This is a genomic window from Parabacteroides sp. ASF519, assembly GCF_000364265.2.
Taxonomy (GTDB): Bacteria; Bacteroidota; Bacteroidia; order Bacteroidales; family Tannerellaceae; genus Parabacteroides; species Parabacteroides goldsteinii.
Genome location: NZ_AQFV02000006.1, coordinates 1,404,807 through 1,426,099, shown reverse-complemented (window position 1 = coordinate 1,426,099; position 21,293 = coordinate 1,404,807). Strand labels below are relative to the sequence as shown.

General features: G+C 41.9%; 16 protein-coding genes. 9 read left to right on the top strand and 7 right to left on the bottom strand.

Annotated features, from left to right (window positions below; genetic code table 11):
- Positions 1-192 precede the first annotated feature (192 nt).
- The 3 genes from C825_RS05520 to C825_RS05510 form a co-directional block, all read right to left on the bottom strand.
- Positions 193-1,167 (bottom strand): hypothetical protein, encoded by a 975-nt coding sequence (locus tag C825_RS05520; protein WP_010801732.1) that lies wholly within the window; start codon positions 1,165-1,167, stop codon positions 193-195.
- Between the two features lie 224 nt (positions 1,168-1,391).
- Positions 1,392-2,492, bottom strand: a complete 1,101-nt coding sequence (locus C825_RS05515; protein ID WP_228100186.1) for a fimbrial protein — start codon at positions 2,490-2,492, stop codon at positions 1,392-1,394.
- 15 nt (positions 2,493-2,507) lie between these two features.
- Positions 2,508-3,449, bottom strand: coding sequence for a FimB/Mfa2 family fimbrial subunit (locus tag C825_RS05510; RefSeq protein WP_007655300.1), 942 nt, complete (start codon positions 3,447-3,449; stop codon positions 2,508-2,510).
- A gap of 367 nt (positions 3,450-3,816) precedes the next feature.
- On the opposite strand from C825_RS05510, the gene C825_RS05505 reads away from it, so the two are divergent.
- On the top strand, positions 3,817-4,725 hold the full coding sequence (locus C825_RS05505) for an Rpn family recombination-promoting nuclease/putative transposase (RefSeq protein ID WP_010801730.1): 909 nt from the start codon (positions 3,817-3,819) through the stop codon (positions 4,723-4,725).
- A gap of 90 nt (positions 4,726-4,815) precedes the next feature.
- Here C825_RS05505 and C825_RS05500 read toward each other — a convergent pair whose 3' ends face one another.
- Entirely contained in the window at positions 4,816-6,384 is a 1,569-nt protein-coding gene (locus C825_RS05500) for a PD-(D/E)XK nuclease domain-containing ATP-binding protein (RefSeq protein ID WP_010801729.1), read from the bottom strand.
- A gap of 753 nt (positions 6,385-7,137) precedes the next feature.
- On the opposite strand from C825_RS05500, the gene C825_RS05495 reads away from it, so the two are divergent.
- A complete protein-coding gene (locus C825_RS05495) occupies positions 7,138-7,419 on the top strand; it encodes an HU family DNA-binding protein (RefSeq protein WP_010801728.1) in 282 nt (93 codons plus the stop codon).
- A gap of 130 nt (positions 7,420-7,549) precedes the next feature.
- Here the strand turns inward: C825_RS05495 and C825_RS05490 are convergent, their stop codons facing one another.
- Positions 7,550-9,616 carry a response regulator gene (locus C825_RS05490; RefSeq protein ID WP_010801727.1) on the bottom strand — a complete coding sequence of 689 codons (2,067 nt, stop codon included), beginning with the start codon at positions 9,614-9,616 and terminating at the stop codon, positions 7,550-7,552.
- A 590-nt stretch (positions 9,617-10,206) separates the two neighbouring features.
- On the opposite strand from C825_RS05490, the gene C825_RS05485 reads away from it, so the two are divergent.
- The 7 genes from C825_RS05485 (at position 10,207) to C825_RS05455 (ending at position 19,372) form a co-directional block, all read left to right on the top strand.
- A complete protein-coding gene (locus tag C825_RS05485; protein ID WP_010801725.1) occupies positions 10,207-11,145 on the top strand; it encodes a FimB/Mfa2 family fimbrial subunit in 939 nt (312 codons plus the stop codon).
- A gap of 756 nt (positions 11,146-11,901) precedes the next feature.
- On the top strand, positions 11,902-12,840 hold the full coding sequence (locus C825_RS05480; RefSeq protein WP_010801723.1) for a FimB/Mfa2 family fimbrial subunit: 939 nt from the start codon (positions 11,902-11,904) through the stop codon (positions 12,838-12,840).
- Positions 12,841-13,433: 593 nt separating this feature from the next.
- On the top strand, positions 13,434-14,102 hold the full coding sequence (locus tag C825_RS05475; protein ID WP_010801722.1) for an ABC transporter ATP-binding protein: 669 nt from the start codon (positions 13,434-13,436) through the stop codon (positions 14,100-14,102).
- An 18-nt stretch (positions 14,103-14,120) separates the two neighbouring features.
- Entirely contained in the window at positions 14,121-15,386 is a 1,266-nt protein-coding gene (locus tag C825_RS05470; protein ID WP_010801721.1) for an ABC transporter permease, read from the top strand.
- Positions 15,387-15,388: 2 nt separating this feature from the next.
- Positions 15,389-16,660: an ABC transporter permease gene (locus C825_RS05465; RefSeq protein ID WP_010801720.1), complete on the top strand. Its 1,272-nt coding sequence runs from the start codon at positions 15,389-15,391 to the stop codon at positions 16,658-16,660.
- 31 nt (positions 16,661-16,691) lie between these two features.
- Positions 16,692-18,053, top strand: coding sequence for a sigma-54-dependent transcriptional regulator (locus C825_RS05460; RefSeq protein WP_010801719.1), 1,362 nt, complete (start codon positions 16,692-16,694; stop codon positions 18,051-18,053).
- The gene (locus tag C825_RS05455) at positions 18,050-19,372 is read left to right on the top strand and encodes a sensor histidine kinase (protein ID WP_010801718.1); all 1,323 of its coding nucleotides are present in this window, start codon (positions 18,050-18,052) and stop codon (positions 19,370-19,372) included. Before C825_RS05460 ends, C825_RS05455 begins: the two co-directional genes overlap by 4 nt.
- 2 nt (positions 19,373-19,374) lie before the next feature.
- On the opposite strand, the gene C825_RS05450 is transcribed toward C825_RS05455, so the two are convergent.
- Positions 19,375-20,373 (bottom strand): BF3164 family lipoprotein, encoded by a 999-nt coding sequence (locus C825_RS05450; protein WP_010801717.1) that lies wholly within the window; start codon positions 20,371-20,373, stop codon positions 19,375-19,377.
- A gap of 23 nt (positions 20,374-20,396) precedes the next feature.
- Positions 20,397-21,290, bottom strand: coding sequence for a slipin family protein (locus C825_RS05445; RefSeq protein ID WP_007655328.1), 894 nt, complete (start codon positions 21,288-21,290; stop codon positions 20,397-20,399).
- Positions 21,291-21,293: the final 3 nt, after the last annotated feature.

Genomic DNA, 21,293 nt, shown 5'->3' with positions numbered 1-21,293 from the left:
TGACAGTGGATATCCTAATTTATTGGGAGGGAAAATCGGATTATCAGGGCTTCTTGGGGAAAAGAAGGCGAAAAAATCGGATTGCCAAAGCTTCCTATAACAAAAAAGCCCTGTCAAGAGGGTTGACAGGGCTTCCTGAAAAAAGAAAGTGCCACCAAGAAGGTTGGCGGCACTTCTTATAGATTTGATCAATTAACCTTCTTGATTATCAACATTGATAACTGAACCGTTCGACCATGGAGCCGGAGTTATCGTACCTGTTGCACCTCCGAATTCGTCAGGATCACCTGGTTCATTGGAACCAACACCCACGATCGTTACATTTAAAAGATATAAGGTATTAGCATCCAAACCTGCAGTTAATGGAATATTATAATATTTTTTACCTATCCCACCGCTATAAGTTACTTCTAAAACGCCATATAAAGTCGCAGATCCTGCGGTAGGACAAGCGTAAGCACGTGCTGTAACATCTGTACCATTGATATTAACAGAAGCGCTGTTTGCAACAGTTTTATTCGTAAATGAAGCAGCCAAGTCTGTTGCATTTTCTGCGGTTCCAACTTTCTTACTACCATCCAAATTTACAGAAGGATTTACATTATACAAAGTCAAAGAATTAATTGTCATTGTTGCATTTCTATAAAGAGAAGGTACAGCTTCTGTTTGTGCTCTTGTTACAGTACCAAGCTGAACAGCAGAAAGAACGCGTTTAACAGTCATACTGATATCATTTGTAGCAGCTAAAGAGGTTACTGATGCTACCTCATACATAACAAAGTTTTCTTTTGCAGTAGGAGCGTTAATTTCAATCGTTTTAAATCCTTCGGCAGTTACAGCTGTTGCACTAGAGTTTGCCACAGCAACAAATTGATAATTACTACCTACTGTCAATTTATCAAATGTAACACTGTTTGAACTTGTAGAAAAGTCTTTTGTTTCAACTAATGTCGTTCCATTTAAAAATGCATAAACTTTTCCTGAGTTCATTGCATTTTCAGCATCATAGCCTTCTGTCGTTAATGGATCAGCCTTTGTTTTTGAATCAGCCGTAGTTAAGTTAACAACAACGCTTCCTTCCTGAGGAACAACTGCTTCCTCATCATTTGAACATGCTACCAATGAAAAAGCAGCTAAAGACATAATAAAGAGATTCTTTACTTTCATAACTTATAAATTTAATTTGTTAATAATATTACCCTAACTTGTTATTAATTTTGAATTTTGTATTCAAATGTTTTAATATTGTCTGGATGACGATGCAAATGTAACGCCCGAAATGACTTCGTTACGACAGGCAAAACTCTCAAAAAATGCAGGTGATTCTACTTCTCATTAAATTGATAGATTTACAAACAACCATTGAGAGTTTTACCTTATCAAACGATTAATCAGCTGTCAATAGCCGGAATATCAATAATTTCCGTATTCCATTCCGCAACTGTAATTACAATACGTACCGTTCCGTATAATATATCTTCTTTAAAGCTCTCGTCATCAAATACTAAAGATATTTTATATACATAGTTACGTTTTACGAAATTATGTCCGTAAGCCGACAACCCTTTTTCATTGATAACGGCCCTGAATTCGCGTGTCCGGGCCTGATAAGGATCTTTGGCGCTGATGGTTGCCTTGATGAGCAATTCGGTCGGCTGCTCGCTTCCGTCGTTTTCCATCACGTAAGTACGGTAAGCTATTTCACTGAGCGATGTATTGTTGTCGACTACCAGATCCATAGGGGTGGACGGACTCGTTCCTAAATTTCCGGCAGTAACAACGGCACCCCAATAATCGTGACTAAAGAAACGTGAAGCCGTCTTTTGGTTATCAACCGTAATAGATTCAATTGTAACAGTACGCCCCAACAATTCGGGACGAGTGAAATTTGTCTTTATTCCGACAACGTCCAGGCGAGCCGCCAGGCGAGTCAACTCCAACGGAGTAGATATTCCGTTGATATTATTTTTGCCTATCGATTCATAACCGATATAATTCTCATCACCGGCTACCAGTGATTCCTCTGTTTCGATCACCCGGCTACTCATGGTCAGATTATCCTGTTCTTGCGACGATAGTTGGCAAAGAGCAGCTTCAAGACCTGCATACGAGGTAATATTACTCAAAGCTCCGTTTGCATTCCCGACCAGTACGATCCGTGCCTTTGCTGCACGTGCCGGAATATTCGGAATAGTCAACTCGCCGTCAGCCGGGGTTGTTTCCTGATAAAAAGGAGCAGAAGAAAGAAGTTGAGAACCGTCTTCGCTAAACACAAATGCAGTTATATTATTAATGTATGCTTCACCCGCAAGTTCGTTTGCATCTGTACCAGCTTTTGTACCAGCTTTCAGGGGACTTTTCTTGTTCGTTCCGCTGGCTTTCACCTGCAAGGAAATCTTTGCTTCCGGTAGTGAAGTTATATCCCGATCATTGTCATTTGAGCAGGAAGCACATAGCAATAAAGCGAATCCTGCATATAATATCTTATTCATATTTATCATGATTGATTAATTTTTAGGTTTCAAATCAGGATTATCTTCCACAACTCCCCAGGGAGTAACAGTTACTTTGGCTCCGATGAAAGCACCCTGGTCGTTCCATCTGAACAGAATCAGTATGTTTTCATATACTTTTATGTCAACCGGACCAACTGTGCCGTCCGAATGTTCATATTCATCGACTGTCTGTAATACTCCATTTTCATCCATAAAAGAACATGATAAATTTTGCCCTTCACAAACGTTACTAGGTTCAGGCGTTACCCATTCGGTGGCAGTCTCATCCCAATCACCTTCAGGTTTATAATATACGCTTTCACCGATTTGTTCGCCTTTATAATTATAGCCGCTCAATGTACGGTTTAACTGAAATTCATAAGCCGATGAAGAACCGGACACAGAAGCAGAACGAAACGACGGATTCTTTTCGATTGCATATTGCAGTCCTTCGGTTTGCATGGTAACCTGTCCGACTTTCGGGGCAATCACAATTTCCTGGCTACCTCCGGCTCCAATAATAAATTCCTTTAAGCCGTAAAATAAATCATCCGGAGACTGAGCTTCACCATTATTAGAATTCAGCATGATATTCAATTCCTCTGCGCTTTTTGCATTAGGAACGACCTGCTTTTCTCCCGTCAGGTTACCCCAAGCGACCAAATGCAACTTCGTATCAGCCGGATAACTCAATTGTATGTTTTGACGGTTCTTAATGAAAGCTTCCTCCAGACTGCGTGTTTCGAGTAATTTCAAATCTTCATCGAACACATAAAGTGTCGCAGAAGTTACTGCTCCCAGTGGAGTGACATCTTCATTATTCTGATTCACAACTTTGAGTGTCAACCCTGGACACTCATCCAAATTATCTTTTATGCAACTTGTAGCAAACAGAGCTACAATCGCCAACGCCAGAAAAATGGTTTGTTTTGTAATTAATTTATTATACTCCATAATTTAATAATTTCGGATTGACTTTACCCTATCCTTGATATTTATATTTTACCTTATTTTCATGTAGCAAAAGTAATTGTTATGAAAAGGATGGGGTATAGGTGGTTCTCTCTATCTTAATAGATAAAACTATCATCTTCAAAAAGAATATCAGCGGTAAAACTCTAAATGTTTTTCAACGGGTCTTTTGAAGCATTTAGAGACAACTGCAAGACTCTCAAAAAAGGGGTAAAAATCTCTTTTGAGGGTGGAAGAAGGAGATTTTTTGAGCAGCCGCGGAAATAAATTGATTTTAAATGAGAAAGAGGACTCTGGCATGAGAAAATCACTTATCTTTGCCTAAGTAACATATAAAATAAGAATAACTATGAAAAATCATTCTGCATTGGTTCATTTTGATTGGGCCGTCAAGCGCCTTTTGCGTAATAAGTCAAACTTTGTTGTGCTGGAAGGTTTTTTGTCCACTTTACTGGGGCAAGAGATACGTATTGTCAAAATGCTGGAAAGCGAAGGCAATAAAGAAACCTCAGAGGATAAGTTCAACCGCGTGGACATGCTTGCAGAAGACAGTAAAGGCGAACTTATCATCATTGAAGTTCAGAACAACCGCGAACTGGATTATTTCCACCGTATGCTCTACGGAGCGTCCAAGGCCATCACCGATTATATCAACGAAGGACAGGAATATGGTATTATCCGTAAAGTATATTCAATCAACATCGTTTATTTTGAGTTAGGCCAGGGAAAAGATTATGTCTATCATGGAAAAACAACCTTTAAAGGTATCCATTACAATGACGTTCTTCAACTCTCTGTCCGGCAGAAAGAGCAGTTTGTCCGCCACGAAGCCGGTGATATCTTTCCTGAATATTACGTATTACGCGTGGACGGTTTCAACCAGCAGGCCAAAACCCCGCTCGATGAATGGATCGCTTTCCTGAAAACAGGCGAGATCGACCAAAACAGCACGGCTCATGGCTTACAGGAAGCTCGCGAACGCCTGCGCATAGACCAGTTAAATGAGAAAGACCGGCGACAATATTATGCAGATATGGAAGCACTGCGTTATCAGCGCAGCGTGATCAAAACCGGCTGGATCGAAGGGAAAGCAGAAGGGAAAGCGGAAGGTCTTGCAGAAGGGAAAGCAGAAGGGAAAGCAGAAGGTCTTGCCGAAGGACAACGTCTGATTGCAACCAATTTTAAAAAGCAGGGAATCTGCATCGAAACGATAGCCCAATGTACCGGTCTGTCCATAGAAGAGATAAACGAATTATAATCCATAACTATATAAATCAGCAAAGTTTCACCTTTCCGGAAAACTTTGCTGATTTTTTGTTTCATCTCTGAAGTTGTCACATGTCAACCGTCAACTGAAAACGGCTTTCCATTCACCGATATTACGATCTTCTTTGTTAAAGGAGGCACCTACTTTGACTAACTGACGGCCATCGGCTGTGTAAGGGATCAGATAGCCTCTGTCGTCGATCTGACGGAGGGCTTCGTCTACCGAACCGTTCAGTTTGAATTCGAATACATAGATATAATCTGTTGTTTTTACGACGGCATCGGCACGACCACGGGCACTGCGCACTTCGACATCGACATATTGCCCCAATAGCTTAAAGACAATATAGAAAATCACCTGATAATGACGTTCCGTCTTGTCGTTCAGTTCGTAGGGCATACCGGCAAAGAAGGCGCGAAGGCGTTCCATAAAACTGTCGACATCACCTTCACGCAACTCATCCCAGAATTTTCCTATATAAAACGGGGCATTCGCTTCCGACATAGGTGTGTAATAGGGAGTAATGAAATTTAACCACCCATATTCTACCTCGGCATTCGGATAACCGAGTACATAGAAGTTCTTTAGGAGGTCGTACTCCTTAATCGTCAGGTACCCACTCTGGTAAATGATCGGTACCGGGTTATGAAAATCCATCCGGTAATCGGTCAGTGCAGCAGCAGGTACTTCTATGCCATCCAGTTTCCGAAGGTCATAATCTGTCTTTTTCAGTATATCGACCAACATAGTAGGCGTGCCGGTGGCAAACCAGTAACTCTGAAATACACGACTGCTAAACACATTCAAAATACTAAACGGATTATATAGTCCTTCTGTCTTGATCTGCGTAAAACGATAACCGTCGTATCTGCGTGTCAGTTCATTCATCGTTTGCTCAAAGGTTAAACCATTCATTTCGCCAACCGCTTTTACATCCGGAGTAAAGGTATGTTCAATCTCCTGGCGGGTCAAACCGCAAATATTGGCATAAACCGGATTCATGCTAATGTCCATCAGTTGGTTCAGGTTACTGAAGACTCCCAACTGTGAGAACTTCGTTACACCGGTGATAAACACAAAACGCAGATAGCGGTCGGCATCTTTCAGTACGGTATAGAAGCCGGTCAGCATTTCACGGTAAACGTCTTGTAGATCATCATTAAATAATGTACGCAAGAGCGGTTTATCGTATTCGTCGATCAGGACGACCACTTTCTCCCCTGTTTTCTCACAGGCTTGACGAATGATTTGCATGAAACGTCCGGCATAGCCCACTTCTTTATCTGTTTTACCGTATTGCTTTTCCCATTCAATAAAATGAACTTCAAACACTTGTTCGAGACTCCGTTTATCCTCGTAATACTGGGCATTCAGACTCAGATGAAGCACCGGATATACTTTCCAATCCTTTTCCAACTGCTCGATAGCGAGTCCCTTGAAGACCTCTTTTCGTCCGAGGAAATAAGCTTCGAGCGTCGAAAGCAGCAGGCTTTTGCCAAAACGGCGCGGGCGGCTCAGGAATATAGGATTTCCGGAAACAGCCATTCGATAGACCAAAGCCGTTTTATCAACATACAAAAAATTTTCTTCACGCAATTTTGTAAAATCCTGTATCCCTACCGGGAGTTTTCTGATCGGCATTGTTTCCATATTTCCGTCGTTTTTAAGTACCAATACAAAGATAAGAATAATGAAGGAATATGCCAATGTAAATACAGATAGGTTCGGTATTATCCAACGACTTTAATAGCATTTTGCAGCAACAAAAGCGCATTTTCCAACTTTATGATAAAGATATAGCAAATTCAGTAACATTCAAATTGCCATATCTCTCCCTTTTAGAAAAACAAAATACACATTTATTAACACAACATCCGATAACAACTAACTTTTCAACTCTCTGCAAACAAAAAAAAGTTCATTTAAAACGAATTTCAAATCCGTTTAAAACGAAATAAAATTTGACTGCAGCAAAATTTCACTTCGTTTTAAAGCAAATTTTTGTTAATTAAAGAAGAATAATCCCGTTTTTTGAATTTTTCAAGCGCTATATTACGTGTTATGGAACATATTTTCCTTCCGGAAGCACAGAAAAATACGCCAACAGTCAACTATCAAAATTCATACAAAAAGACACCTAGACGAGCATTATAACAAGAATCACAACCAACATGGAATATTATAACGCTTATCATGCGACATACAGAACATACCGGACATACAGAAACTCATTACAATCGCCTGCAAGCAATCAATATCGCGCTACACTCCGTACAACCCACCTACAAGACACATTAAATATCATTTTGTCAAAAACATCTATAATTTTTTGCCGGAACTATTTAATTATACAGCTTGTTTTCATTAGCTTTGCAGAATTATTAATCATTAAAATAAATACCCATGAACAGAGCAGAACTCATTGAGGCTTTAGCTGAAAAGTCCGGATTGAGCAAACAAAAAGCAAAAAAAGTCCTGGAATCCTATATGGAGATCGTGACTGAAAAAATGTCCCAAAATGAAGAAATAGCCCTTATTGGCTTCGGAACGTTGATTCCCAGACCGCAAAGTAGCCGGATGGCACGTAATCCAAAGACCGGCACTCCGGTACGGATCAAGGCCAGAACAACCGTAAAATTCAAACCAGGCAAATTCTTGTTGGAAGCTATAAACGGTAAAAAATAATACCGACACATTCATCTTCTAAAGGTCGATGATGCAAAAAATCTCGTTTAAAACGAGAAAAAACCCGTTTTAAACGAAGTTTGTGCTCATTTAAAACGGGTTTTCAGGTAAATATAACTATATACTGATCTTACGGCTGCCCGTATTGCGAAGGCGTCGTTCCATATTGTTCCGTGAAACGTTTGCGGAAGGTGGCCGTGTCGTTGAAACCGACCATTTCTGCGACTTCCTGCACCGAATACTGCTGCGTCTGGATTAATTCGGCGGCCTTTTTCAGACGAATCGTACGGGTCAGTTCCAGGATACTGCAATCAGAGAATTGCTTAATTTTACGATACAATGTCGGCAGACTCATGTTTAATGAGTCTGCGAGCACCTTTGCCTCAAAGGTGGAATCGTCAAGATGCATCTCGATGTTTTTAACAACCAGGTCCATAAACGGATTGCTCGGTATGCCGGAATCGCTTTCATCCGTATTCGGTGCGCTTGTTCCTGCCAGCGACTTGGTGAAGAACTGCTTCAATTGTTCGCGGCGTTTCACCAGGTTGTTCAGTTTGCTGCGAAGAATCTCCACATCGAACGGTTTGGTGATATAATCATCCGCCCCGGCTTCGAGACCGACAATGATGTCTTCGCTCTCCACCTTCGCCGTCAGCATGACAACCGGTGTCTGCGAAGTGCGCGGATCGGCCTTCAACTCCTTGCAGGTTTGAAAACCGTCTTTCACAGGCATCATCACGTCGCAAAGGATCAGGTCCGGATTGTTGGCAAAGGCAACTTGTATTCCCTCCTCCCCATTACGAGCTTCGAGAATCTCATATTCCTTAGTAAAGACATGTTTCAGGAACCAACGGATCTGGTCGCTGTCGTCGATGACAAGGATTTTCTTACCGGTGAGCTTTTTCTGCGGGACAACCTGAATAAATTCGGCGATCTCTTCCTTCTGACGGTCGTTCAATCTCACCAGGTCAGCTTCGGGTTCTACAAATTCCACCCGGCGTTCCATCAGGTGTTGTTTGCCTAACGGTATTAATAATGTATAGACAGTGCCCGACGAAGTCGTTTCGTTGCTATAAAATCCGCCGATGTCATCCACCATATCGTGCACCTGCTTCAAACCGCGGCGAGCACTTTCATTCTCATCCAGTCCTTCATCCTGTACGGACAGAGAGCAATATGCTTTCCCGTCTTTCCTGACGACTGAAATATCCAGCGTGACTTTGCCATAAACAAATGTATTCTTAAATGCATTAGATAATAATGTACGTAAAGCATATTCCATTTTACGGCGGTCGAGCCAGATCCATAACTTAGCCGTCTGGGTATTGACCTGGAAATCGACATTATTCATCGCAACCCAGTCTACAAACAGGTCGCATATCTGCCGGGATATTTCCACCAGGTCGTAACGGGCGATGCGCAGATAATTGGCGACATCGTTTGCCCGGCGGGTTCCGATCAACTGATCGGCAAGGTCCTGCAAAGCAAGTGTATTACGATAAGCCGAAAGTAATTGGGTGGACATATCTTTTTCTTCATCCTTATTCTGTACCACCAATGCCAATGAACCGAGCACCAGTGAAAGAGGTGTACGCATTTCGTGGATTGTCTCGATAAAGAAGTTATCGTGGATCATTTCGGCATCCTTCAAACGGGACTCGGCTTCCGAAAGCCTGTCGGCAACCTCCCGCTGCATGGCATCACTCTCCTTGATCTTGGTGACGAGCAACTGCTCCAGGTCTTTTTTATTGCTGTTCAGCGTAGAGATCATCGTCTCCTGCGTGGAAAGTTTCTGAACCAGCTCTTTATTCGCTGTTGACAATACATTATATTGAGATTCCAGTCCATTTCTCTCAGATTCGAGTTCTGCCGCTTTGGACTCGATAGCCTCCTTCTGCTCCTCCAACTTCTTCTTAGCAGCTTCCAACTCATTATTTTTTTGCTCAATCTCAATCTGGTTCAGGGCAAGCAACTCCTTTTCCTTTACCGCCTTTTGGGACTGGCTCGAAAAACCGGCATACATCTTTCTCAAATAAAAAGCCGCCAGGACAAACAACAATGCCAAAAGAATGACTACTACAAGAACAGTTATCTCCAAAGGGCTGGCGGAGCCTCCTGCTGCAAATGCCTGCTGACCGCAAAAAGCAAAGCATGCAAGAAAGACAGACCACTTCCTGAACAAAGTTCTATTATTCATAATGATATATATATTTTAATTTCTAAGATAATTTTCTCCCGAGTATTTCAGAACCAACAGTAAACCCTCCTCATAACTGTGTATAATCATCTATGCAAAGATGATAATAAATTTTCGTTTTGCGAACATCAACGCAAGATTATTTGCGTAAAAAGAAATGATTATCATATTTTTTTCGCACGATTTCCGATATTCAAACCAGCTTATCAGTAATATTTAGCATAATAATGGGATTGACCGGAACAGAAATAAGTACTATTACTAACCGGCAGGGCAAAAGCGGGTGTATTCGTATCACAAACGCAGGCTATTCCTATCAAATAAGATATAAATACAGTAATATCAGAAACTGATTCGAGGGCTAAAACGACACTTACACCACCTATTTGAGACATTCACACCACTTGTTTTGATATTTTCGGCGATTATTTTGATTGCTTTAACTTTTATTATCTCACTATACGATACACATATCATTTTAGTCTCTATATTTGCAACATTAAAATGAGAGAAAAGGTTTTGATGAGGGTCTTAACCGGAAATAATCTCTCGAGTATAGGGTAATTTTAAGCATATAAAAAATTAAGGTCATGAAAAAGGGTAGAATTTTCACAAATTGTTTGTTTATTGTTTGCACACTGATGGCAGCAATTTCTTTCACTAGTTGTTCCGCTGATAGCGATTCTTCTTACTCAGGTATTGATGAAAGCGTAATTAAAAATGCTGATTCTCAGACTGAGGCTCCTTTTTCTGTTGTACTGAAAGCTTATTCCGATAACAAAGATATCACCGTTAAGGGTGACGTAGACCAGACTACTCTGTTCGTTTTTGATCAGAATGGTGACTACTACACACAAGTGTCTCTTGACAAAACTTATTTGCTACAGGCAAAACCGGTTGAGATCAGTTGTCCGGGTTCAAAACAGATCACAGTTGTTGCATGGGCAGGTCTTTCTTCCGATAGCGAAAATATCAGCGCCATGAGCAAAGCGAATATTATTTCCGACCTACAGGTTAGCCTGAAGCAGAATAACGGCGTTGCAGCCGCTTTACCGGGAGATTTATTCTACGGACAGATTACTTTAAAGAACACTGCTACCAAGGCTGGTGTTGAAACTCTAAAAATCGAACGTAAAGTTTCTTCTATTTCCCTGATTACAAAAGGCGTTATTAAAATGCTTGATTCCAGAGAAGGTTATTTTTATTACAAAGTAAAGAAAACAAAAGCTTCTTTTGATCACAACGGTGAATTGACAGGAGAAGAAATTGAATATATCATCCCTGCAACCATGGACGCAAAAGGTAATGTTATTGCTGACAACACAGCTATTTTACCGGCTTCCGACGTGACTATAGAGCTTTACAAAGACGATAACATGATCCTTTCTTCAAAAAATGTCAAAAATTTAGAGAAAGTGTCTGTAAACGAAGGAGAACAGTCAGAAATCACTTTTGACCTCTCAAAAAATAATTGCAATATTGTTGTTGCTGACTGGGGTACAGTTATCACGCATGTTACAATTGGTTAAAATTTGACCCTCAATTTTTTATATGCATAAAGGCGTACATCCGGATTGTTCCGCGTGTGCGCCGCTTTTTTTTCATATATGCGATTCTCCGTGATAGCCTTACCACCCCTTGTGAGAGTAATACATATGTTAATTTTTACAACATTAGCATTGATTTACCACACTTACATCAACAACAGCGGTAAATATATCACACATGACAGATTTACCACCCTTCTTAAAATAACCAATCCATATCATTCAATCCATCCCCACCAAAAGAAGAGATATTAGAAAGAATTGAGCTATCCCGTTCCCGTGCTTGACACGGGATCGCAAAGGCACAGACCGTTTCCTATAATATCTTTTGATACCGCCAGTTCTCTTGCGGCCTCGTGTCAAACACGGGGACAGGATAGTTCACTTTTGATAATAATAGAAATATCCCCCCCGCCCCACACAGGTTGTATTCCTATCATATAACATGTATTCATATCACGCCATCCAATATATTTTAATCTGATACATTTTCATTTTAAGAGTATAAAATGATGCTTTTACCACCTTTTGAGAGTTTTACACCACTCAATGTGATACTTTCAGCAACCTCCTTGATCGTTTTAACTTTTATTGTCAATATATTTGATAATCATATCGTTTTTTGTATCTATATTTGCAATGTCAACGAGAGACAAAAGGTTTTGATGAGGGTCTTAACCGGATAGAAAATCTCTCGGACAGTATAGGGTAATTTAAGCATATAAAAAAATTAAGGTCATGAAAAAGGGTAGAATTTTCACAAATTGTTTGTTTATTGTTTGCACACTGATGGCAGCAATTTCTTTCACTAGTTGTTCCGCTGATAGCGATTCTTCTTACTCAGGTATTAATGAAAGCGTAATCGAAAACGCTGATTCTCAGACCGAGGCTCCTTTCTCTGTTGTACTGAAAGCTTATTCCGATAACAAAGATATTACTGTTAAGGGTGACGTAGACCAGACTACTCTGTTCGTTTTTGATCAGAATGGTGACTACTACACACAAGTGTCTCTTGACAAAACTTATTTGCTACAGGCAAAACCGGTTGAGATCAGCTGTCCGGGTTCAAAACAGATCACAGTTGTTGCATGGGCAGGTCTTTCTTCCGATAGCGAAAATATCAGCGCCATGAGCAAAGCGAATATTATTTCCGACCTACAGGTTAGCCTGAAGCAGAATAACGGCGTTGCAGCCGCTTTACCGGGAGATTTATTCTACGGACAGATTACTTTAAAGAACACTGCTACCAAGGCTGGTGTTGAAACTCTAAAAATCGAACGTAAAGTTTCTTCTATTTCCCTGATTACAAAAGGCGTTATTAAAATGCTTGATTCCAGAGAAGGTTATTTTTATTACAAAGTAAAGAAAACAAAAGCTTCTTTTGATCACAACGGTAAATTGACAGGCGAAGAAATTGAATATATCATCCCTGCAACCATGGACGCAAAAGGTAACGTTGTTGCTGACAACACAGCTATTTTACCGGCTTCCGACGTGACTATAGAGCTTTATAAAGATGATAACATGATCCTTTCTTCAAAAAATGTCAAAAATTCGGAGAAAGTGTCTGTAAACGAAGGAGAACTGTCAGAAATTACTTTTGACCTCTCAAAAAACAATTGCAATATTGTTGTAACAGACTGGGGTACAGTTATTCAACATGTTACAATTGGTTAAAATTTGACCCTCAATTTTTTATATGCATAAGGGCGCACATTCGGATAGTTCCGCGTGTGCGCCGTTTTTTTTCATACATGCGATTCTCCGTGATAGCTTTACCGCCCTTTATGATAGTAACACATGCGTTAATTTTTACAACAAAACCATTGATTTACATTGCCTATATTCACAGCATAGGCAAACAGATCACAATTGACATGTTTACCACCCACGCAATAAATCAAAGCAAAGATTGACAGGTACGCCTCTCACGTATGATAGAAATACACATGCTACAAATACAACTAAACATAGTACATTTGTAGACACAATACAATTTGTGAAATTTTACCCTATACTCTGCTTGTGTGAACCCTTAATTCCGCAAGCAAACCTTAATTAATATAACCGTGAGGTTACATAATTAATAAGCCCGCATTCTCAAGTTGTTTATAAACGACAATCTGAGAATGCGGGCTTTTTTTATTCCGGTTTATGGACAAATTTGTCCGTATTCGGACACCCTCCCCATAAAGCGAACACTCATTTTCAACACAATAGGGTTTTGGCATATACATTGTTACTATAGAGACAGATAAACTGAGGATAATATGGAAATAATCAAACTGGAAGGTATAACAAAAGTATACCGCACAACGGAAGTAGAGACCACAGCACTTGAAAATGTAAATCTCACAGTCAGAAAAGGTGAGTTTCTTTCTATTATGGGGCCATCGGGATGCGGAAAGAGTACCCTGCTCAATCTAATGGGATTGCTGGATCTGCCGGATCAGGGAAAAATCCTGATCAACGAGATGGAAACCACACAGATGAAAGACGGAGAAATGGCTGAGTTCAGGAACAAAATGCTGGGATTCGTTTTTCAGAGTTTTCACCTGATCAATTCACTGAATGTACTGGATAACGTAGAACTGCCCCTGCTCTACCGTAATTCAACAGCTAAAAGCCGACGGGAAGCTGCTGAAAAAGTATTGGAGAAGGTAGGACTATCACACCGGATGAGACATTTACCTACACAGTTATCGGGTGGACAATGCCAGCGTGTAGCTTTGGCACGGGCCATTGTCGGGAATCCGCAGATCATTCTGGCGGATGAACCAACCGGAAACCTGGATAGTAAAATGGGTTCGGAGATTATGGAACTTCTGTTTCAGTTGAATGAGGATGGTACCACCATAGTAATGGTCACGCATGACGAGCATATTGCCGAGTCAACGCAACGCATTGTCCGTTTTTTCGATGGAAGACGAGTTGAATAATTTTATAAAGGAACCACTATGTACAGGATATATTTCAAACAGGCGCTGCTGATGCTGAAACAAAACAAGTTTATCAGCGCCATCGCAATTATAGGAACGGCACTGGCAATCATGATGATCATGACAATCATCGTGGCCGATGAAATAAAAGGTATCAGCGCCCAACCGGAAATAAACAGGGAGCGAACCTTACATATCAACTACCAGGTAAAAAAAGACACGACAAAAAACAGCTGGCAATCGGGCAGTCTATCGTATGATATCGTAAAAGATTACCTGTACCCGTTGAAAACTCCCCGATATGTTTCGGCCGTTACATCAATACATCCCAAACGTCCGTCCACACTGGTCAGCCGGGAAGGATCCAGCGAGATTATAAGTGCAGACCAAAGGCTCACCGATGCCACTTACTGGAAAATATTTTCTTTTTCTTTTATAAAGGGACGTCCGTTCAACGAAGGGGAATTTAATTCCGGAATATCTGTCGCAGTCGTTTCTGAAACGCTGGCAAAAAAAGCATTCAAAGGAGAAACAGCACTCGGACAAACGATTCTGGTTAACTTCAAACCGTACCGGATCATAGGAATCGTGAAGGATGTATCGCCGGTATTCAAACGGGCTTACGGAGATCTATGGGTACCCTATTCATCCCTGAAAAAAGAAAACCTATATTTCGATGTGGTTATAATGGCTGAAAAAACCAGCGATTTTGCGGCAATAACCGCAGAGGTGAGAAACATGGAGAAAAAATACAACACAGAGAATGCTCCCTGGACGCTTTATATGAAAGGACCGTTGAACAATCAATTCTATCAGAAAGACATCCGGGGAAACAGCGTCGAGGATATTACGAAATCGATCACCATCCAGAACAGGAAAATGATCTTCATCCTGCTGATACTTTTGCTGATACCGGCAATCAACCTCTCAGGACTAAGCCTTTCGCGCATGAAAAAACGAACGGAAGAAATCGGGATACGGAAAGCGTTCGGTGCAAAAAGATACACGATCCTGATACAGGTGCTTTTTGAAAACCTGATTACTTCGCTGATCGGTGGGGTGATCGGTCTGATCCTGTCGTACGTTATAGTATTCCGGATGCGGGACTGGCTGCTTGATATTCCGTCCGGCAGTACAATACCGGTCAATACGCTGATTTCCATTCCGGTCCTGCTGGCGGTATTTGCCGTCTGCCTGGTCATCAACCTGCTTTCTGCGGGAATACCGGCCTACCGGGCTTCACGGATGAAGATTATTAATTCACTCAATCAAAATGATAACTGATTATGATACGCCACATATTTAAAATCATCTGGAACGAACGTAAAACGAATGCGTGGATCACCCTGGAATATGTACTTGTATTCTGTGTACTCTGGTTTTGTGTCGATTATCTTTTCTATATGGGAAAATGCTATTTTGAACCGAATGGTTTCGACATAGAACATACCTATCAGATCAATATGCAGAGAAAGCCGGCAGACAGTGCCGCATTTCCGACAGAAGACGGGCCGACGGAAGAGACGGACAAACAAGCGCTGGCTATGACTTTTCTGAATCGTGTAAACAACTATCCGGGAGTGGAAAGTGTGAGTTTTTCGAAATGGGGTGCTCCTTTTGCCTGGTCGAATTATATGAGCAGTTATTATATTAATGAAGACACAGCCAACATGGTAACCCTACGGATGAGATGGGTCAGCGACAGTTTCTTCGATGTGTTCAAAATAAAAAATACAGTCAAAGAACTCAGCGATTGGGGAATACCGGGAACAAGGATGATCGTGATCACCCCCAGCCGGAACGGGGAGTTCGGTTCTTCGGAATATGCTGTACCGCTATCCGACGTAAAACAATTAACCGCTACCCATGACAAGGCGGTCTACACTATTATCGGAACTGCCGATAAGATGAAAGACAGTTACTTCGATTCTTTTTACAGCAATATGATACAACCGCTGGATAAAAAAGAATATGATCTGGCGAATATGCAGATATATATCCGTGTGAGTCCGGGAGTCGACAATGATTTTGCGGAACGGTTTACCCGGGAAATGCGTGACCAACTGATGCTGGGGCCTTATTTTCTGGCTTCCGTCTTTTCATCGACGAAAAATGCAAGAGAAATGAACTGGCCGACAGGCGACCTGAACGGGATATATGCCATCACCACTTTTCTGATCCTGAATATATTCCTGGGGATTATCGGGACATTCTGGTACCGGACACAGACACGCCGGAGCGAAGTCGGTCTGCGGCTGGCACTCGGGGCAACCCGGCAGGGAGTAAAACAGATGATTTTCGGGGAGACATTACTGATATTATTTATCGCCAGTGTGGTAGGTGTAAATATCTGCCTTAACATCAACCAGACGGAGTTACTGGAATTGCTGGACATCCCTATCTCCAACAGAATGGAGGCAGGCATAGGAATGGAACAGGAGTTTATCAACTATGTATTGACTTTCGGTCTGTTGGCAACGATATCCCTGATAGCCGTATGGTACCCGGCCCGACAAGCCGCAAAGATTCCTCCGGCAGAGGCCCTACGGGATGAATAAAATTTGTAACTTTGATAAATAATAAACGAATATGATACTTATCTGTGACGATGATACAACGGTACGGACTTCGCTTACACTGGTCTTGAAACGGGCCGGATATGAGGTAGCTACGGCAGCAAACCAGCAGGAGGCCATTGATTTCGTGCGCCATACCTGTCCGCAATTGATCTTGATGGATATGAATTATAGCAACACAACGACCGGGGAAGAAGGACTGGAACTGCTTGCCAAAGTACGGGTATTTTGCCCGGCAGTCCCGGTTATCCTGATCACGGCCTGGGGTTCCATCAACCTCGCTGTCCAGGGCATACGTGCCGGTGCTTTCGATTTTATCACGAAACCGTGGAACAACCTGGCTTTGCTGAAAACAATAGAAACAGCCATACAACTCAGGGACAGCGAAGAAAAAAATCCGGACCCGAAAAACGGGAAAACGGAAAGAACGGACCGTTTTGACAAGATCATCGGCAGATCTCCCCTTCTGCAACAGGTTTTAAATACAATCTCACGCATCAGCCAGACGAATGCCCCTGTGCTGATCACCGGCGAAAGCGGCACAGGTAAGGAACTGATTGCCGAAGCAATTCACGAAAACAGCAACCGGCAAGGCAAACCGTTTGTCAAAGTCAATCTGGGAGGCATTTCTCAATCGCTGTTCGAAAGTGAAATGTTCGGCCATAAACAGGGAGCTTTCACCGATGCCCGCCACGACCGGACCGGACGGTTCGAGCTGGCGGACAAAGGGACGATCTTTCTGGATGAGATCGGGGAACTGGATCTGGTTTGCCAGGTAAAACTATTGAGAGTTTTACAGGACCAGACCTTCGAACCGCTGGGCGAGAGCAAGCCCAGGCAGGTGGATACCCGTATCATCTGTGCGACAAACAAGAATCTCCCGGAGATGGTGGCGCAAGGTACATTCCGCGAAGACCTGTTCTACCGGATCAACCTGATCACCATACAGATGCCGGCTTTACGCGAACGTCCCGAAGACATTCCCCTGTTGGTTGAATATTTTGCCCGCAAACAGGCTGAACAAAACAATCTGCCTGAAGCGGAAATATCGCAGGAAGCATTCGGATATCTGAAAAAACTGCCTTTCCACGGAAATATCCGCGAGCTGAAAAACCTGGTGGAACGAACAATTCTTATCTCAGGAAAGGATGTCATCACAGATATTGATTTCAAACAGCAATATATTGAAGTTCCTGCCAGCCAACCTGCCGGCGGGAATACAATCCTCTCCCTGGAAATGGTGGAAAGGAACATGATACAAAAAGCGGTCGAATTGTATGGTTGCAATCATTCCAGGATAGCTGCGGCATTGGGACTGAGCAGACAGACTTTATACCGCCGCCTCGAAAAATACGACATTAAACTTCCCGAATGAAATCGAAATGGATATTCTGGACGATCACGGCCTTTATCGCTTGTATATCGAGTGGTATAGGGTTCGTTTTGTTCCGGAATGAACCGATTCCTTTCTGGGTGATACAGTGCATTGCCATTTTATCGCTCCTGCTGGCGACCTTTATCTATCATAAACTGGTCAAGCCCTATCACATTCTGCTTAGTGGAATGCAATTACTCAAAGACCAGGATTTCTCAACCCATTTACGTCTGGTCAAAAATAAAGATGCCAACGAACTGATCGGGATTTTCAACCGGATGATCTCACAGTTACGGAGTGAACGACTGGCAGTACGCGAAAAAAACCAGTTCCTTGACCTGCTTATCCACGCATCGCCACAGGGGATTATTATTCTGAACTTTGATAAACAGATCGTAGAAGTAAACCCTTCGGGGTTGAAACTATTAAACATTTCCGATATTTCAGAAATCAAAGGGAAGACTTTCAACGATTCCACATTCGAACTGGCCCCTGCTTTAGGGCAATTAAAACAGGGCGACGATATGATGGTCCGCAATTCGGTAAACAAAGTGTACCGTTGTATCCGTTCGTCTTTTATTGACCAGGGATTCAACCATCCTTTTATATTGATTGAAGAGATCACGCATGAACTGCTTAAAATAGAGAAAGATTCATACGAACGCATCATCCGTATGATGTCTCACGAGGTAAATAATTCGGTCGGGGCGATCGGTTCCACGCTGAATGTTGTCGCCGATATTTTCAAGCAGGACGGGAGCAACAAATGGGAATATGTGTTGCCGGCTATCGAGGCCTCTTTCGACCGTTGCGGACATCTGGCCAGTTTTATCAGTAACCTGGCGCAGGTTATCCGCATACCCGAACCGACTTTTTCCCTGATCTCCCTGAATGAGCAGGCCCGTTCGGTGTATTCACTGACCAGCATCGAATGCCGGCAAAGAAATATAGAATTGTCTTTATCCCTGACCGATAATGATCAATATATCCACGTAGACGGCATCCAGTTTGAACAGGTTCTGGTCAATATCATCAAAAATGCTTACGAGGCAATCGGGGAAAACGGCAGGATAAAAATCAGTACCCACCATTCCCCTTTATCCATTATCATAGAAGACAATGGTCCCGGAATAAGCGAGGAGGCCAAACAAAAACTTTTCACCCCCTTCTTCACCACCAAATCTTCCGGACAGGGGATCGGCCTGATGTTTGTCAGAGAGGTACTGACAAACCATCGATGCCGATTCAGCCTGTCGACAGAAGAGGGTTATACCCGGTTTAAAATATTCTTTCCCACTGCCGATGGCACATATTCATAAAACTATGACAGTCCTTTTAATTTGTACATTAATAAATAATCTTCCGGTTCTCCGTCTTCTGTTGCTCCATAAAGAGTGAAAGTTTCTTCGTCCACAGCAAAGTTACTCGGACACTTTCCTTCCAAATAATATCGGATTATTGGATTACCGTCCAAATCAAATACTTCAAGAAAAGTTCCCTTAGTAAAATTTTCGCGATGTTTCTTCCATGATCTTCCCAAAAACATAGCATAGAAATAACGCTTACCTAAATATCCTCTAGTATAACTAATTTTGACATCATCATAATTATCTCCTGTAATATCAGTCGGATCATCATACTCAAATTTCACTCTTTTGACAAGGTTAAAGGCAGTATCCATAAAATCAATCTGCTTCTTATAACTGTAACAAAAAACAATATGGTTTTCACTCGCATATACCTCACCTTTATCAGGATCTAACGAATAATCCAGTATGTTCGGATTTCTGTATGTCCATATCTTCCGTGGCAATGAATCTCCCCTAGCTAAAAGATACAGACTGGGAATAAGCATATACTTAGGATCTGCAATATATAAAGAATCATTAATAAAAGCAGCATCATAGAGGGCATTGTCATAAACCAGTTTCTGGGATTCTTTGAACACAGGTTGTCCGTTTCGATCTATATCGAAACGAATAACCTCATTTTTTCCAAAATCACCTATAAGAATACCCGGGAGCTGCGTTTGAAATAATGACGGAGATATAAACTCTCCCGGCCCTTGTCCTTCTGTACCAAAAACCCATTTCAATTCATGGCTGGTAAGATCATATATATGAAATATACTATCATGCATCTTCCAATTTTTTAAAATAAGAAAAGGAGACTTTATTTCTACCAGCATAGGATTGGTTATCCCCTGCAAAGGCATTAATTCCTGTGTCAATGTTTCTTCGAGGGGAAAACCGGAACCAATCGAACTACATGAGGCTAATAAACAGCAACATAATACTAGAATAAAAAGGTAAACTCGCATAATCGCTATTTTTAAGACAAATATCATTCGTGTGCAAACGCCTCGTTGCTTTTTGCCAACGAAACCAAACCTCCCATGGCACCCAGGTTCATGGAATCGAGCGCCGAACTGGGGACAATAACCATAGAGCCTTTTTCTTTCAAGCCTTCAAACAACATATTCATTCCCCTGAGATGCAGGGCTACCGGATTATCCGTGTACTTTCGACTAGCCAGTTCAAACTTTTCGGCAATTTCAGTCTCCGCCGTTCCCAGGATAACGCGTGCTCTTCTTTCACGCTCGGCTTGTGCCTCTTTACTCATGGCGTCGGCCAGGTCCTGAGGTATGGCGATGTCGTTAATACCAACTGTTTGACAAGTGATTCCCCAGGGATTTGTGTTCCGATCCAGAACATGTTGCAAGTCTTCGGCTATTTTATCACGTTCCTGCAAGAGAGTAGATAATTCATGTTTACCGATCGTATCTCTTAAACCGGTCTGTGCAATATGCTCAATGGCTCTTTGATATTCCTGAACTTCCAGAGCCGCTTTTTCAACGTCCCAAACCGTCCAGTACACAACAGCATCCACATTCACCGGTACCGTATCTTTGGTCAGGGTCTGCTCTGCCTTAAAGGCGCTTACTCTCACACGTTGGTCGATATAGGCAGAGACACTGTCAATAATAGGAATAATCATGAATGGACCAGGACCTCTTAAACCTTTGAATTTACCCATTCGTAACACCACTGCCCGCTCCCACTGGTCGGCAATGCGGATAGAAGTAGCCAATAATCCGGAAAAGAGGATTAAGAGCACAAAGACCTGAACATTTACAATCTGTAAAACAGACAGAATGATCGATACAGAAATCAATACCAGCAATACTGTAAGAGAAATTGGATTAAACCATCCCTTGTTAATTACATTTGTTGTCATAAC

Bases quoted from the DNA above. Each gene is read 5' to 3' on its own strand.
- C825_RS05520 (WP_010801732.1), bottom strand. From the start codon at position 1,167: ATGAAAGTAAAGAATCTCTTTATTATGTCTTTAGCTGCTTTTTCATTG.
- C825_RS05515 (WP_228100186.1), bottom strand. From the start codon at position 2,492: ATGAATAAGATATTATATGCAGGATTCGCTTTATTGCTATGTGCTTCC.
- C825_RS05510 (WP_007655300.1), bottom strand. From the start codon at position 3,449: ATGGAGTATAATAAATTAATTACAAAACAAACCATTTTTCTGGCGTTG.
- C825_RS05505 (WP_010801730.1), top strand. From the start codon at position 3,817: ATGAAAAATCATTCTGCATTGGTTCATTTTGATTGGGCCGTCAAGCGC.
- C825_RS05500 (WP_010801729.1), bottom strand. From the start codon at position 6,384: ATGGAAACAATGCCGATCAGAAAACTCCCGGTAGGGATACAGGATTTT.
- C825_RS05495 (WP_010801728.1), top strand. From the start codon at position 7,138: ATGAACAGAGCAGAACTCATTGAGGCTTTAGCTGAAAAGTCCGGATTG.
- C825_RS05490 (WP_010801727.1), bottom strand. From the start codon at position 9,616: ATGAATAATAGAACTTTGTTCAGGAAGTGGTCTGTCTTTCTTGCATGC.
- C825_RS05485 (WP_010801725.1), top strand. From the start codon at position 10,207: ATGAAAAAGGGTAGAATTTTCACAAATTGTTTGTTTATTGTTTGCACA.
- C825_RS05480 (WP_010801723.1), top strand. From the start codon at position 11,902: ATGAAAAAGGGTAGAATTTTCACAAATTGTTTGTTTATTGTTTGCACA.
- C825_RS05475 (WP_010801722.1), top strand. From the start codon at position 13,434: ATGGAAATAATCAAACTGGAAGGTATAACAAAAGTATACCGCACAACG.
- C825_RS05470 (WP_010801721.1), top strand. From the start codon at position 14,121: ATGTACAGGATATATTTCAAACAGGCGCTGCTGATGCTGAAACAAAAC.
- C825_RS05465 (WP_010801720.1), top strand. From the start codon at position 15,389: ATGATACGCCACATATTTAAAATCATCTGGAACGAACGTAAAACGAAT.
- C825_RS05460 (WP_010801719.1), top strand. From the start codon at position 16,692: ATGATACTTATCTGTGACGATGATACAACGGTACGGACTTCGCTTACA.
- C825_RS05455 (WP_010801718.1), top strand. From the start codon at position 18,050: ATGAAATCGAAATGGATATTCTGGACGATCACGGCCTTTATCGCTTGT.
- C825_RS05450 (WP_010801717.1), bottom strand. From the start codon at position 20,373: ATGCGAGTTTACCTTTTTATTCTAGTATTATGTTGCTGTTTATTAGCC.
- C825_RS05445 (WP_007655328.1), bottom strand. From the start codon at position 21,290: ATGACAACAAATGTAATTAACAAGGGATGGTTTAATCCAATTTCTCTT.